This is a genomic window from Mycobacterium sp. 1165196.3, assembly GCF_001673415.1.
Classification (GTDB): domain Bacteria; phylum Actinomycetota; class Actinomycetes; order Mycobacteriales; family Mycobacteriaceae; genus Mycobacterium; species Mycobacterium europaeum_A.
In genome coordinates this window covers 12,955-27,130 of record NZ_LZLU01000067.1, presented here as the reverse complement: position 1 = coordinate 27,130, position 14,176 = coordinate 12,955, and the positions used below count along the sequence as shown (strand labels likewise).

At 68.6% G+C, this 14,176-nt stretch carries 13 protein-coding genes; 5 read left to right on the top strand and 8 right to left on the bottom strand.

Annotated features, from left to right (window positions below; all coding sequences use genetic code 11):
- Positions 1-271: hypothetical protein (locus A5659_RS06705; RefSeq protein ID WP_231997757.1), on the top strand; the 271-nt coding region annotated here is incomplete at its 5' end.
- A 3-nt stretch (positions 272-274) separates the two neighbouring features.
- Here the strand turns inward: A5659_RS06705 and A5659_RS06700 are convergent.
- The 4 genes from A5659_RS06700 to A5659_RS06685 form a co-directional block, all read right to left on the bottom strand.
- Positions 275-1,012, bottom strand: coding sequence for a TIGR03943 family protein (locus tag A5659_RS06700; protein WP_067179948.1), 738 nt, complete (start codon positions 1,010-1,012; stop codon positions 275-277).
- Entirely contained in the window at positions 1,012-2,004 is a 993-nt protein-coding gene (locus tag A5659_RS06695; protein WP_067179945.1) for a permease, read from the bottom strand. Before A5659_RS06695 ends, A5659_RS06700 begins: the two co-directional genes overlap by 1 nt.
- Before the next feature lie 58 nt (positions 2,005-2,062).
- On the bottom strand, positions 2,063-3,640 hold the full coding sequence (locus A5659_RS06690; protein WP_067179942.1) for a PPE family protein: 1,578 nt from the start codon (positions 3,638-3,640) through the stop codon (positions 2,063-2,065).
- Between the two features lie 92 nt (positions 3,641-3,732).
- Positions 3,733-4,647 (bottom strand): oxygenase MpaB family protein, encoded by a 915-nt coding sequence (locus tag A5659_RS06685; RefSeq protein WP_066881373.1) that lies wholly within the window; start codon positions 4,645-4,647, stop codon positions 3,733-3,735.
- Positions 4,648-4,731: 84 nt separating this feature from the next.
- Here A5659_RS06685 and A5659_RS06680 point away from each other — a divergent pair, with 84 nt between their 5' ends.
- Positions 4,732-5,394: a TetR/AcrR family transcriptional regulator gene (locus tag A5659_RS06680; protein ID WP_067020995.1), complete on the top strand. Its 663-nt coding sequence runs from the start codon at positions 4,732-4,734 to the stop codon at positions 5,392-5,394.
- A gap of 15 nt (positions 5,395-5,409) precedes the next feature.
- Here the strand turns inward: A5659_RS06680 and A5659_RS06675 are convergent, their stop codons facing one another.
- The 4 genes from A5659_RS06675 to A5659_RS06660 all read right to left on the bottom strand — a co-directional run bounded on the left by A5659_RS06675 (position 5,410) and on the right by A5659_RS06660 (position 9,838).
- A complete protein-coding gene (locus A5659_RS06675; RefSeq protein ID WP_067179939.1) occupies positions 5,410-6,759 on the bottom strand; it encodes a hypothetical protein in 1,350 nt (449 codons plus the stop codon).
- A 2-nt stretch (positions 6,760-6,761) separates the two neighbouring features.
- The gene (locus A5659_RS06670; RefSeq protein ID WP_067179935.1) at positions 6,762-8,237 is read right to left on the bottom strand and encodes a condensation domain-containing protein; all 1,476 of its coding nucleotides are present in this window, start codon (positions 8,235-8,237) and stop codon (positions 6,762-6,764) included.
- A 440-nt stretch (positions 8,238-8,677) separates the two neighbouring features.
- Positions 8,678-9,226: a hypothetical protein gene (locus tag A5659_RS06665; RefSeq protein WP_066881365.1), complete on the bottom strand. Its 549-nt coding sequence runs from the start codon at positions 9,224-9,226 to the stop codon at positions 8,678-8,680.
- A gap of 30 nt (positions 9,227-9,256) precedes the next feature.
- Entirely contained in the window at positions 9,257-9,838 is a 582-nt protein-coding gene (locus A5659_RS06660; protein WP_067021001.1) for a VOC family protein, read from the bottom strand.
- A 185-nt stretch (positions 9,839-10,023) separates the two neighbouring features.
- Here A5659_RS06660 and A5659_RS06655 point away from each other — a divergent pair, with 185 nt between their 5' ends.
- The 3 genes from A5659_RS06655 to A5659_RS06645 all read left to right on the top strand — a co-directional run bounded on the left by A5659_RS06655 (position 10,024) and on the right by A5659_RS06645 (position 14,053).
- The gene (locus A5659_RS06655; RefSeq protein WP_197497941.1) at positions 10,024-10,587 is read left to right on the top strand and encodes a TetR/AcrR family transcriptional regulator; all 564 of its coding nucleotides are present in this window, start codon (positions 10,024-10,026) and stop codon (positions 10,585-10,587) included.
- Positions 10,584-11,714, top strand: coding sequence for an alpha/beta hydrolase (locus A5659_RS06650; RefSeq protein ID WP_082975937.1), 1,131 nt, complete (start codon positions 10,584-10,586; stop codon positions 11,712-11,714). The genes A5659_RS06655 and A5659_RS06650 overlap by 4 nt, the downstream gene beginning before the upstream one ends.
- A 137-nt stretch (positions 11,715-11,851) precedes the next feature.
- The gene (locus A5659_RS06645) at positions 11,852-14,053 is read left to right on the top strand and encodes an acyl-CoA dehydrogenase (protein WP_067179926.1); all 2,202 of its coding nucleotides are present in this window, start codon (positions 11,852-11,854) and stop codon (positions 14,051-14,053) included.
- The last annotated feature ends 123 nt before the right edge of the window (positions 14,054-14,176 follow it).

The window sequence follows — 14,176 nt, the reverse complement described above, 5'->3', positions numbered from 1 at the left end:
CTGCCCGCACTCCATGCTGGTCACCGCCTCCTGCATGCTCGGACCACTCACCTGCGCGTCCCGCCCGACCGGCGGCGGTGTCATGGCCGTGCTGCAGCCCTGCACGAACGACCGGGTGGCCTGCGGCCCGGCCCAGTGGATCGGCCCCATCGCCGACGGCGACGCGGCCGCCGAACTGCGCGAGTGGCTCGAGCTCGGACAGTGGGAAACCGCGCCCGTCCCGGATCGACTCGGGGGCCATCAACGCTGGACAGGCGGTCAAGGCAACTGACGGTCAGCGCGGATAGGCGTAGGGGTTGGGCGGGGCATCGACTCGGGTGACGGTGGTCGCCTGCAGCGTAGGGATGGCCGGCGAATTGGGTTGTCGCGGTGCGGGTATGACCTGACCCTGCACCCGGATCCAGGTGTTGTCCGGTAGGCCGGAGGCGCCCCCGGCGGCCGGGCCGCGCAGATGGATGCGGGCCAGCTGGGCGTCGGCCGCACAACAGATGATGACGATGCGGCCAAGGTCGACGCCCTGCGCCTCGTTGAGCACGAAGCCGGTGACGGTGATCGTTCGGTTCGTCAACGATCCGGTCGTGTCGTGCGCTTCTCGCATCAGCACCTCGGGCAGCGAGACTTCCGGCGCAGGGCCCGGCGGCAGCGGTGAAAACGATTTGTTCAGAACGTCATTGGACACCGACGTCACCGACGGGGCGGCCGCCGAGGGCCGCAGCGCCGGCGGCGCCACGAACATCAGCACCAGCACCGCGACCACCAACAGCCAGGCGATGCCCCGCCGGTGGGAATGCTCGTGGCCGTGCTCGCCGGCCGCGTCAGCGGTCCGGGGTCCACCGCGGCGGATGTCGCCGATGATCGCCACCAGCGCCAAACCGATGAGCACCACCGCCGATACGGCGAGCCACGGCAACAGGCCCGGCTTGACGTAACGGGTGAACACCCCCGACGCGGTGATCATGGCGATGCTGATACCCACCAACAGCAACACCGTGTTCTCGGCTTCGCGACTCATCACCGGGCTCCCAACACGAAAAGCCCTATGACACAGGCACTCACCGTTGCCACCAGGAACGTGCACGGCGCAAAGCGTGCGGCGAACGCCCGGCCGAACATGCCCGCCTGCATGGCGAACAGCTTGACGTCGACGGCCGGACCGACGACAAGAAACACCAGCCGGGGCAACAGCGGCACCATGGTCATGCTGGCCGCCACGAAGGCGTCCGCCTCCGAACACAACGCGAGCACCACCGCCAGGGCGGCCATCAGCGCGACCCCGAGGGCGAGGTCGGTCGCCAGGTGCGCGAACACCCACTGCGGCACCGCCACATGAAGCAACGCCGCCGCCGCCGCGCCGAGCACCAAATACGATGCGGCCTGCAGGAAGTCGTGACGGGCCGCCTCGGTGAAGACCACCCATCGCGACTCACCCTGCGTCTGCGCGGCGGGCGGCCGGCGGGTGATCCATTCCGGCCGCCCCCAGCGCGACCACGCCCAGCCCATGACGACCGCGGTCAGCAGCGACGCCCCCATACGGGCGAACACCATCCTGGGTGCACCCGGAAACGCCACGGCCGTGGCCACCAGCACCACCGGGTTGATCGCCGGCGCGGCCAGCATGAACGTCAATGCCGCGGCCCCGGTCGCCCCGCCTTCGCCGAACAACCGGCGCGCCAACGGAACTGACCCACACTCGCAGCCCGGCAGCGCGACCCCGCCGACACCGGCCGCCACGACGGCCAGCGCCGGCCGGCGCGGCAACCAACGCGCCAACCGCTGCGGCGACACGAACGTCGCGATCAGCCCGCTGACCACCACCCCGAGCACCAGAAACGGAATCGCCTGCACGAAAACCCCGCAGAACACCGTGCCCACCGTCGAGAGGGCCGCACTGTTGAACACCGCGTTGCGCAGGGTCGTCGCGGCCAGCGCGCAGCCCAGCAGCAGGGCCACCAGCACTTCCATCGACCCCGGGCGCAACCTGCGCCCGGACTTCAGCGTCTGCACCGCGTCATTATCGCAGCGCACGCCGTGGTCGCGTCGGCCTCCAGGGGCCGTCCCGGTGCTAGGCGTTGCGATCGTCGCCGCGCGCCGCCGCGTCGTCGGGACTCCAGGTGCCGGGCGTCATCGGCACCGTTGGGCCACTACCGAACTCGTCAACGGCCAGCGTGGTCAATCCGGCCGCCGGGGCGACCGCGTCCCTGCGGGCGGTGCCGGCGAACCCGAGGGCCCCGGCACCCCGGTCCGATGCGAGCGGGGCGTCCCAGTCCGGGTCGACGTCGACGTTCATGTCCATGAACTCGTCACCGTGCCCGCGCTGCGTCGCCCGCCGTCGCCGCCGCGCGCGTGCGGCTTCCCGCGCGGCGGCGGCTGCCGCGGCGGCGGCGGTGTCCGGTTCGGGCGCTTTCCTCTTCGCGCTCGAGCTCGCGCCGGCGCTCATGCCCGAGCCGGTGCCCATCCCCGGGGGGCCGACGACGTAGGGAGGGAAGAAGCCCGCCGCGGGGGCGCCCGGAGCCGGCGGAGCCGGCGGCGCACTGGCCACCGTGCTCGTTGTCGGGGCGGGCGACGGCGCCGTGGCCGTGGCCGGAGCCGCGGCCGGTGCTGCGGGGCTGGGCGCGGTGGCGACGGCTGGCAACGCCGACGGTGCCGGCGCGGGGACCGGCACGGGCGCCGGCACGACCGCGGGGTGGGGTAGGCCCGCCAGGCCGGCCAGCCCGGCGAAACCGCCGACGGCACCGAAGGGGGCGGCCACGATCAGCAGCGCCGGAGCGAACAGTTCGGGCTGGCTGGTGAAGATCTCGAGGATGTGCGTCGGCCAGTCGAACAGCGCGAGCTGGACCAGATACTGAAAGGCCAACGCCGGATTGTGCACCAGGTAATAGCCGAACTGCTCGAAATCTTCCAGCAGCTCCAGGGCGCGCACCACCCAGAAGATGGGTTGCCCGGCGTTGGTGTAGGCGTCGTAGTCCAGCCCGTTCACCGTGCCCTCGGCGGGGTCCCAGTTGATGCCGAAGTTCTTCAGGATGTTGGCGATGAAGTCGTTGAACGGGTTGTCGATGGTGGGGTCGTGGTCCGGATCTTCCGAGTCGTCGTGTGAGGCATGAAATTTCACGATCGAGGGCGCCGGATCGGCCTGGGGTGTCGAAGCGACCGCCGCGGTGGACACCGCCTGATAGGTGGACATGGTAATGGCCGCCTGCGTCCACATCCGCACGTAGTCCGCCTCGTTGACCGCGATGGGAATCGTATTGACGCCGAAGAAATTCGTCGCCACCAGCGCCCCGTGCACGACGTGGTTGGTGGCCAGCTCCGGCAGCGTGGGCATGACGGCCAGGGCCGCGGTATACGCCGCCGCCGCCACCTCGTGCTGACCGGCGGCCGTCGCACTGTCGGCGCCGGACTTGGTCAACCAGGCCAGGTACGGCGCGTGCGCGGCCGCGTAGGACTCACCGCTAGGACCCTGCCACGCCCCGGCCTGCACTCCGGCCAGCAAGGCGCTCAATTCTTCTGCGGCGGAGGCGTATTCGGCGCTCAGCTGCGACCAGGCGCCGGCCGCCGCCAGCAGCGGCCCGGGTCCCGGACCGCTGCTGAGCAACGCGGAATGCAGTTCGGGCGGCGAGGCCATGAAAATCGGGGCCGTCATCAGGCACTCCTCAGGCTGGAAGGGTTACCAGACTGAGGAGCCTAATGAATATGATTATCGTTTTCAACAGGCGGCCGGATCCGCCCTGCGCACTAGACCAGCGGCCGGCCCTTCTTGATCCTGCGGTCCAGGTCGTGCAGCAAGACGTTGAACGGGAACTGGCGGATGAACCGCGGTAGATACCGGTTCACCGTCGCCAGCACGGCGATCAGCCTGTCGAAGCGGCGCTGCTTGGTCGCGTCCCAGGGCAGCCGCATCTCGTCGCGGAACCGCTGCGGCAAGAACCCCGTGGTGATCAACAGCGCGAAGCTGTCGGAGAGGCGCTGCAGCCGAGCCGGCAGCTTGACGCCCCGAATGCGATTGGCGGCGATGGGAAAGAGGTACTCGCGCACGGCGTCGTCGATGTGGACCTTGGCCAGCGATTCCTCCCAGTAGCGGTCGAACGCCGCACGGTCGGCGGGCCACATCTTCGGCGGCACCTGCAAGGTGGTGGCCAGCGTCATGCCCTCGCGATAGTGACGATCGGCGTCCTCGCCCTCGAGTTCACCGATGAACATGCGGTAGATGTCCACCCCGCCCTTGTACAGGCACGCCCCCACCCACAGCTGCAGCTCGGGGTCGAAAGCGTTGTAGGCCACCGGGCTTTTGCTGTCCGGGGTCGAGTACACCTGTGCGTGAGCGCGATTCACCGCGCGGCGGAAGGCGTCCTTCTGGGCGTCGGTGCCGTTGGTCGCCACCGCCAGGTACGTGAAGGTGGTGCGGGCGCGCTTGATGGGGTGCAGGTCGACCCGGCCGCTTTCGACGCGGCTCTCCATCACGCCGTAGCCGACACCGGGCAGGGCCAGTTGCATGATCACGTTCGCCGGGCCGGCCAGCAACGCGACGCCCATCAATCCCTCGTCGATACCCAGCGCCCGCCGCCGCCGGCGCCGCTGCGGCCGGGGCGGGTCGGTGACCCTGCGCTCGACGTGCCCGATCGGCCGGTGCACCGGCTCGTGAATAGCCATTCTTCAGGTCCTCCCGCGGCGCCGGTCCGCTAATGTGCGAACGCTTGTTTCCTGATATTGTCGCGGCTGGGCGTTAGTGTCAAGATGGTTTCCATGAGCGAGACGTCCAGCGCACGGCCGTACCGCGGGGTCGAGGCCGCAGAGCGCCTGGCCACCCGCCGTAATCGGCTGCTCGCCGCGGGTCTGGACCTGCTCGGGGCCGAGCAGCAGAATATCTCGGCGGTCACCGTGCGCGGGGTGTGCCGCAGCGCCGGCCTGGCCGCCCGGTACTTCTACGAGAGCTTCGCCGACAAGGACCAGTTCGTCGCGTGCGTGTTCGACTGGGTCGTCGCCGAGCTGGCCGCCACCACACAGGCGGCGGTGGCCGCGGTGCCGGCCGGTGAGCAAACCCGCGCGGGCATGGCCAACATCGTGCGGACGATCACCGACGACCCCCGGGTGGGGCGCCTGCTGTTCAGCACGCAGCTGGCCGATCCGGTGATCGTGCGCAAACGTGCCGAGTCGAGCGCGCTGTTCGCCATGCTGTCCGGGCAGCACGTCGGCCAAGCGCTACGGGTTCCGGCGAACGAACGCATCAAGGCCGCCGCGCATTTCGTGGTGGGCGGCGTCGGCCAGACCATCAGCGCCTGGCTGGCCGGTGACGTCCGACTCGAACCGGATCAGCTCGTCGACCACTTGGCGGCGCTGCTCGACGAGCTCGCCGAGCCGAACCTGTACCGCCTCACCGAAACGGGCGCGGACGCTTAGCATCCCGCGGCTGATTCACACCCGGCTGAACGTCCGCCAGTCCCACGTCGCGGTCAGCGCGAAGTCGCTCAGCACACCGTAGATGGCTTGGCGCAGCTCGTCATTCGAGTTTCGGCGGCCCAGCTGGTAGCCCAGGACGGAGACGAAGACCGTGCCGTCGACCCGCCCGGACAGCAATGCCAGCGCCCCGTTGGTGCGGTGCATCGTCGCGCTGGTCACGCCCGGGTACACCGACCTCATCGCGAAGCAGTCCGCCTCGCCGCCATCCGGTCGGTTCACCGCCGGATCCAGCACACCGAGATTGGACGAGACGACGGTGGTTGCGCCGCCGGTGACCACGCTGATCAGCCGCCGGAACAGCCGCTTGGGGATCAGCGGAACGAGCGGCAGCAACGCCCACCGCTCGTCGGGCACATCCTGATGGCGAACCAGGGCCTGCTTGATCACGGCGCGGATCTCGCGCAGGTCCGTGCCGATCGCCGAGGGCTGCAGCGTGACGTCGACGTTCGTGACCGCGTTGGCGCGGCTGTCGCCGGGGGTGCGCTCGTTGACGGGCATCCCCACGTTGACCGAGCCGTCTGCCGCGACGCGTCCCACTCGCTGGGCGAGGCGCGCCGCCATTCCCGCGAGCAGCGCGTTGCTGGTGCCGCCGAGGGCGCCGGCCCTCTCGTCCCACTCGCCGGCGTCGACGAAGAACGTCGTCGCGGGCAGGGTGATGGGATCGTCTCCGGCGGTCGGCGGTGTCGACGGCTTCCCGGCGGACGCGGCCTGCACCGCGTCACGGCCCTGACTGAGCATTCGGGCGGCCGCACCGACGGCACGACCGACATCGCCCGCGTCGCTTAGGGTTTGGCGCGCGTCTTCCCGTACTGCCCGCCACCGCCGCCGCGCCCCCGCGGCGGGCCAACGGATCGCGTCGCGACGCCCGGAAGCCGCATCCGCCAACGCCTCGCACAGCCCGACCCCGTCGGTGAGGCAATGCGTGGTGACCAGACTGACCGCCGCACCGCCGTCGGTGAACGGCAGCACCGCAAGGTGCCAGCCGGGCCCGTACTCGGCATCCGGACGCTGGGTGGCTTGTTCAGCCAGCCAGGCGTCGATCCCGTCGCGTGGCCGCGGCGCGCCGACGATCTCGAGGGCGCACCGGTCGTTCGGCGCCACCCAGCGATGCCGGCCGAACGGCAAGGGCGACCGCTCGATGCGGCGCGACAACCGTCCCCTGCCCAGCTGGTGATGGAACTCGCGCAGCCCGGTGATGTCGACGGCGCGGTCGTACACCCAGACGCATTGCAACAGGCTGGTGGCTCCCGTGGCCCGTTCGCCGAGAAAGAGGGTCTGATCGGCCAGGTCCAGCACGTTGCTCATGGTCAGGCCGCTTCGTTGTCGTCCGCGTTCGGCGCGACGGGGTAGGGCCCGTCCGAATTCGCTTGGGGCACGGCCACGACCGGCTCATCCAGGGTGGGCTTGGCGACGCGCACGAACGCCTGGGTCAGTGCCGCGATGTAGCGGAGCACCGACTCGCGCGCGATCGCGTTGTCCGGGAAGGACATCGTCACGGTGGTGTTCTCGGCCTGCCGGTTGATCCACATGTTGATCCCGCCGGCGGACAGGCTGTCGCCGTAGGTGCCGAACTTCGTCTCCGCCCACAGCCCGTTGAGGGGAATCTTGCGGAAGTCCAGGAAGGACAGCATCATCGGCAGCTGCGTGGGCAGCTTGATCCCCAGTTCGTCGGGGGTCGCCAACTCCAAGGCCCGCTCGACCGGCACGTCCGCGAGGCGCTGGGCGTCGTCAAACGACTTCTGCGCCGCCCTGGCCGCCTGGGCGAACGTCTCGCCGGCGATCGGCACGGTGACGGGAATCAGGCTGGCGAACCAGCCGACGGTCATCGTGTCGGTGCCCGGCACCCGGGTGTCCTTGGCCGTGAACCCGTGATACGTGTGTTTGCCGGTCAATTGGTGTTCGGCGAAACCCGCGCACGCCAGGACTCCCCCGATGAACCGGGCTCCGGCGGCGACGCAGGCGGCGTCGAAGGCCTCGGTCTCGGCGGCATCCATCAGTTCGACGGTCAGCAGATCGCCCTTGGTGCTGGCCCAGATGTCACCGAGCGGCAGCGGGAAGCTCGGCCAGTCGCCGTCCGTGTCACGCGCGAAGGCGATCCAGTCCTTGATCTCCGGAGACGACAGGTCCAGGGCCGCCGCCTTATCGCGCTGCCGCGCAACGTAGTCGCGATAGCTGCGCACCTCGGGCAGCGCGGCATGGGAGTGCCCCCCTTGCGCCAGTTCCTGATACATCAGGTGGATGTCGAGGAAGATGAGGGCGGCGGACAGTCCGTCGATGTGCAGGTGGTCGACGCTGGCGTAGAAGGTGAAATAGTCGGCGTGCGCGACGATCCCGTAAGTGAAGCAACCCCATTCCAGGGTGTGCGGAGTCGTGGTCAAGACGTGGTTGCGCGCCTGATCCGGGGTCATCTCCCCGAGCGCGACGGGGACGAATTCGATGGCTTCGGGGTCCTCGAGTTCGCGGCGCACAAAGATTCCGTTGTCGAATTCGAACCAGTAGTGATATGTGTCCTGGCGGCGCACATGGCCATTGATCGTCGCGGTCATCGCCTCGACGTCACAGGTTCCGGGGATGTCCCACGCCACGATCATCAATCGGGGAAGCGGCCGGTTCAGAGTCTTGCCGTGGTAAGCGGCCCAGAGGTGTTGATTCTGTTGATAACTCGGTGCCAGATCGCTTCGCCGGGCGGCGCGTGCCGCTTCAAGCGCCGTGGGCGCGGCCATCCACATGGTAGCCGGGCCGTGTGGCGGCTGCCATTCGTTGATGTTTCCGAGTGCGACCATGTCGTCGAGTCCTTGTGCTGTGAGTACCGACATCTGTTGTGCGATCTGGGGGCGGTGAAAGTGCAATCAGCGCTTGGCGTTTGGCGCATCATCTGTTCGGTCTCAGGTTGAAAATCTCGCGACGTGTTCCCGGTATGTTGGGCTGAACTACCGCGTCGCTGCACCCCCTAGTGTCGCTGCTGTGGACGCTAGCTGACGGGGGTGAAGATTTCGCGGTTTTACGAAGACTCGCGTTCTCCCGCGCGATCATCTACGGTGCGGTAACCTTTCTCCGCCAACCGGTCGCATGGCCGGCTGGTGCGTACCAAATAGTATCCATGCGAAAGTCGGTCCGACGCCGATTCGCCTGCCCGGGGCCAAGTCTCGGGAGAGCGTTGTTCGGCTCGTCTGACGGCCGGCACCGCCCCAACCGGAGCGGCTCCGGCCAAATCCTCAGCGCCTCACGGGAACAGCGGCAGATGCCACAGCCGCATGCCGGGGTGCAGCAGCCATAACCGCATCATGGTGAGCCGCAGGATGCGCACCGCGCTGGTGATCATGAAGATCGCCAGGGGCACCTCGATCAGCAGCGCCGTGATCACCGACAGCCAGATGTCCTTGGGCCCGGCGGTCATCAGGTCGAACCAGGCGTCGCACATCAGCAGAACCCCGGTGGTGAAGGCGGCGAGCACCAGCAGCTGACGACGCAGGTATCCGAGCACCGCCGTCGTCAACATGAACCCGACCAGCAGCACGTCGAAGCCGACCCAGGTGATCGGCCAGTTGTGCGCGACGTAGTTCTCCGGCAGCGTCACGGACAGGTACCCCAGCCACGGGACCATCGCCATGGAGCCACCGATCATCAGGCTCAATCGGATGCGCCGCACCCGGGCCAGGAACTCCGGGTCGATCAGCTCCCCCACCGGCTGCTCCAGCCGAGTGATCAGTTCCCGGCGTTGCTCAGCGGTCAACGCCGCGATCTGCGCGTCGGTCAGAATGCCGTCGGTCATGAAACCATCCTCCGGCTCGGCCCGGTGGGATCAGTGGGCGGCACCCACCGGGGGCCGGCGGTCCGCCGCGGTGCGGGGCACGGCCTTGGCCTCGCCGCTCTCGAATTCCTTCACCCAGCAGGCGAATTCGAGGGTGATGCCGTCGGGGTCCTGGAAATAGAACGAGCGCACGTAGACGCCGGGATGCACGGTCGCGGACACCTGCATGGGGCTCTCGTCGTGGTTGAGCACCGGCCCCACCCGCACCCCTTTGTCCTTGAGGCGCTGGCGATAGGCGTCGAATTTCTCGGCCGGCACGTGGAAGGCCAGGTGGTTCATGGTGCTGACGGCGCTGGTGATGTCGCCGATGCCCGGAATGGCGCCCGGCGACGAGATTCCGGGCACCCGGTCGGGGGCGTCGGCAAACCAGAAGAAGGCGACGCAGTCGCCGTTGCCGGCGTCGAAGAAGAAGTGCTGGCCGGCGCCGCCGGGTAGGTCGAGCGACTTGATCAGCGGCATGCCGAGGATATTGCTGTAGAAGTCCACGGTTTTCGCCATGTCCGAACACACCAGGGCGACATGGTTGATCCCGCCGAGTTCGAATTCCGGGTTGGTGTTGTGCGGCTTGATCATCTGGTGGCTCCCCTCGGTCCCGGCTTGACGATCCTGGCCAAGATCCAAATCTGAATCTAACATCAGTTTCAGTTTTGGCCCAGGGAGGTGCGTAGGTGTCGACCGCGGCGTCCCCTGCTGACCGCGACGGCCAGCCCGCCGAGCTTCCCACCCGTCGAGGCAGGCGGACGCAGGCCGCCATCGATATGGCCGCCCGCACCGTGATCGCGCGCAAAGGCGTGCTGGCCACGACCATCGCGGACATCGCCGCGGAAGCGGGCCGTTCGGCGGCGTCGTTTTACAACTACTACGACTCCAAAGAGGCGATGGTGCGCCAGTGGGCGCTGCGCTTTCGCGACGAGGCCACCGAGCGCGCGCAGTCGGTGACCGAACACGGCCTGTCCGAACGTGAACGCGCCTACGCCGCCGCCGCCGCGCACTGGCACACCTACCGCAGCCGGCTCGCCGAGGTGATCAGCGTGTCGCAGCTGGCGATGATCAACGACGACTTCGCCCGGTATTGGGCCGAGATCTGTGAGATACCAGTCTCTTTCATCGCGGAGTCGGTCCGGCGCGCCCAGGCCGACGGCCACTGCCCCGACGACGATCCGCGGCTGATCGCCGAGGCCATCGTGGCGATGTTCAACCAGTTCTGCTACCTGCAGCTCGCCGGGGCGCGTGCGGTGGAACCCGACGACCACGCGTGCGTCCAAACCCTGGCCAACATCTATTACCGGGCCATCTACGCGTCAGGAGGACCGCTGAATTGACTCGTCGTACCGGCGCCGGGGTGATCCGGGAATTCATCGGGCTGCCGTCGCGCACCGCGGGGCGTGCGGGCGCGGGCGGGCACCCCTGCCAAGGGCTGTATCACCGGGGGGTGGGACGCAAACCCAAGGTGGCGATGATCGCCACGCACTACCAGATCGACTTCTCCGAGCACTATCTCGCCGACTACATGGCCACTCGCGGTGTCGGGTTTCTGGGCTGGAACACCAGGTTTCGCGGCTTCGAAAGCAGCTTCCTGCTCGACCACGCGCTGGTCGACATCGGTGTCGGGGTGCGCTGGCTGCGCGAGATCCAGGGCGTGGACACCGTTGTGCTGCTGGGCAATTCGGGAGGCGGATCATTGATGGCCGCCTACCAGTCACAGGCCGTGGATCCCAACGTCACTGCGTTGGACGGGATGCGCCCGGCGGTAGGGGTGACCGAATTGCCGCCCGCCGACGGGTACGTGGCCACCGCCGCCCATCCCGGACGCCCGGAGGTGCTCACCGCCTGGATGGACGCCGCCGTCGTCGACGAGAACGACCCCGTCGCCACCGACGACGACCTCGACCTGTTCAACGAGCGCAACGGGCCGCCCTATTCGCCGGAGTTTCTCGCCCGATACCGCAGCGCGCAGACCGCGCGCAACCACGCCATCACCGACTGGGCCGAGACCGAGCTCAAACGCGTTCGCGCGGCGGGGTTTTCCGACCGGCCGTTTTCGGTGATGCGGACCTGGGCCGATCCCCGGATGGTCGACGCCAGCATCGAGCCCACCAGGCGGGCACCCAACATGTGCTACGCGGGCGCGCCGGCCAAGGCGAACCGCTCGGCGCACGGCATCGCGGCGGCCTGCACGCTGCGCAACTGGCTGGGCATGTGGAGCCTGCGGGTGGCCCAAACCCGCGCCGAACCGCACCTGGCCCGCATCACCTGTCCCGCCCTGGTGATCAACGCCGAGGCCGACACCGGGGTGTTCCCCTCGGATGCCCAACGCATCTTCGACGCGCTCGCCGGCACCGACAAGACGCAGGCCTCGGTGGACACCGACCACTACTTCACCACCCCGGGCGCACGCACCGAGCAGGCCGACACCATCGCCCAATGGATCAACAAGCGGTGGCGCTGATCGCCGCGAACGGCCGGTGGCGACCCGCGGCGCCCGGCAGCGGGAGGCCACGAGCCCATGTCGTCAACCAACCGACTGGTTGTTAGCTTGGAAGGTACTTGGCCGAAACGGCGTCCTGCAGCAACGGAAGGCGACCAATGCCGATCGCGATAAATCCCGAGCATCAAGAGCTGGCCGATTCCGTGCGATCGCTGGTGGCGCGCGTTGCGCCGTCGGAGACGCTGCACGCGGCCATGGAGACTCCCCTCGAGAACCCTCCGCCGTACTGGCAGGCGGCGGCCGAGCAGGGACTGCAGGGCGTCCATCTGGCCGAGTCCGTCGGCGGCCAGGGCTTCGGCATCCTCGAATTGGCCATCGTGCTGGCCGAATTCGGTTACGGGGCGGTGCCTGGCCCGTTCGTGCCGTCGGCCATCGCCAGCGCCCTGATCTCCGCGCACGACCCGGACGCGAAGGTGCTCGCCGAGCTGGCGTCGGGCGCCGAGATCGCCTCCTTCGGCCTGAGTTGCAGTGCGCTGACCGCCACCCGGCACGCCAATTCGCTGGTGATCCGCGGCGAAGTCCGCGCGGTGCCCGCGGCGGGGCAGGCCACGCTGCTGGTGCTGCCGGTCGCGATCGACAGCGGCGAGGCCTGGGTGGTGCTGCGCGCCGATGAGCTCGAGATCGAGCCGGTGAGGAGCCTCGATCCGCTACGACCCATCGCCCACGTGCGAGCCAACGCCGTCGAGGTGGGTGAGGACGTCGTGCTGACGAACCTGAGCATGGCGACCGCGCACGCGCTGATGACGACGCTGCTGTCCGCAGAGGCCATCGGTGTGGCGCGCTGGGCGACCGACACCGCCTCGCACTACGCCAAGATCCGCGAGCAGTTCGGCCGGCCGATCGGCCAGTTCCAGGCCATCAAGCACAAGTGCGCCGAGATGATCGCCGACACCGAGCGGGCCACCGCGGCCGTCTGGGATGCCGCCCGCGCGATCGATGAAGCCCGCGAAAACAATTGGGACACAGCGGGTTCGCATGTCGAGTTCGCCGCCGCCGTGGCGGCGACGCTGGCGCCGGCGGCCGCCCAGCGCTGCGCGCAGGACTGCATCCAGGTGCACGGCGGGATCGGCTTCACCTGGGAGCACGACACCAACGTCTACTACCGCCGGGCCTTGCTGCTGGCCGCCTCCTTCGGCCGCAGTGCGGACTACCCGCAGAAGGTGGTCGACACGGCCACCACCACCGGGATGCGTGCGGTGGACATCGATCTCGACCCTGACACCGAGAAGCTGCGGGCGGAAATTCGCGCGGAAGTCGCCGCGCTCAAGGAGATCGAGCGTGAGCAACGCAAGGTCGCCATCGCCGAGGGTGGTTGGGTGCTGCCCTATCTACCGAGGCCATGGGGGCGGGGTGCCGGCCCGGTGGAGCAGATCATCATCGCCCAGGAATTCGCCGCCGGGCGGGTCAAGCGGCCGCAGACCGGGATCGCGACCTGGATCGTGCCGTCGATCGTGGCGTTCGGCACCGAGGAGCAAAAGCAACGGTTCCTGCCGCCGACCTTCCGCGGCGAAATGATCTGGTGTCAGCTGTTTTCCGAACCGGGCGCCGGATCGGATCTGGCCGGCCTCACCACCAAGGCCACCCGCACCGACGGCGGCTGGCGCATCACCGGCCAGAAGATCTGGACGACCGCCGCGCAGTTCTCCCAGTGGGGCGCGCTGTTGGCCAGGACGGATCCCAGCGCCCCGAAACACGCCGGCATCACCTACTTCCTGCTGGACATGAAAAGCGAAGGCGTCGACGTCAAGCCGCTGCGCGAGCTCACCGGCAACGCCATGTTCAACACCGTCTACATCGACGACGTGTTCGTGCCCGACGAGTGTGTGCTCGGTGAGGTCAACCGGGGCTGGGAGGTCAGCCGCAACACGCTGACCGCGGAGCGAGTGTCGATCGGGTCCAGCGAGGCCAACTTTCTGGCCACGCTGGCCCAGTTCGTCGAGTTCGTCCGTGACGGCCACTTCGACCAGATCGCCCAGCATCGCGCCGGCCAGTTGATCGCCGAGGGCCACGCGGCCAAGGTGCTCAACCTGCGCTCGACGCTGCTGACGCTCGCCGGCGGGGATGCGATGCCGTCGGCGGCGATCTCCAAGTTGCTGTCGATGCGCACCGGCCAGGGCTATGCCGAATTCGCGGTCTCGTCGTTCGGCACCGATGCCGCGATCGGTGACCCCAACGAATTGCCCGGCAAGTGGGGCGAATACCTGTTGGCCAGCCGCGCCACCACGATTTACGGCGGCACCTCCGAGGTGCAGCTGAACATCATCGCCGAACGGCTGCTGGGCCTCCCGCGCGACCCGTAAGCCGTCGCGAAAAGTCTCCCAAACAGGGCCATGCCGACCTGACTAAGTCAGGCCGGCATGGGTCCCCCCATACGCGGTCGGCCATCCCGAGGGTTGGCGTGTCGGCGACGGCCGCTTACCGCG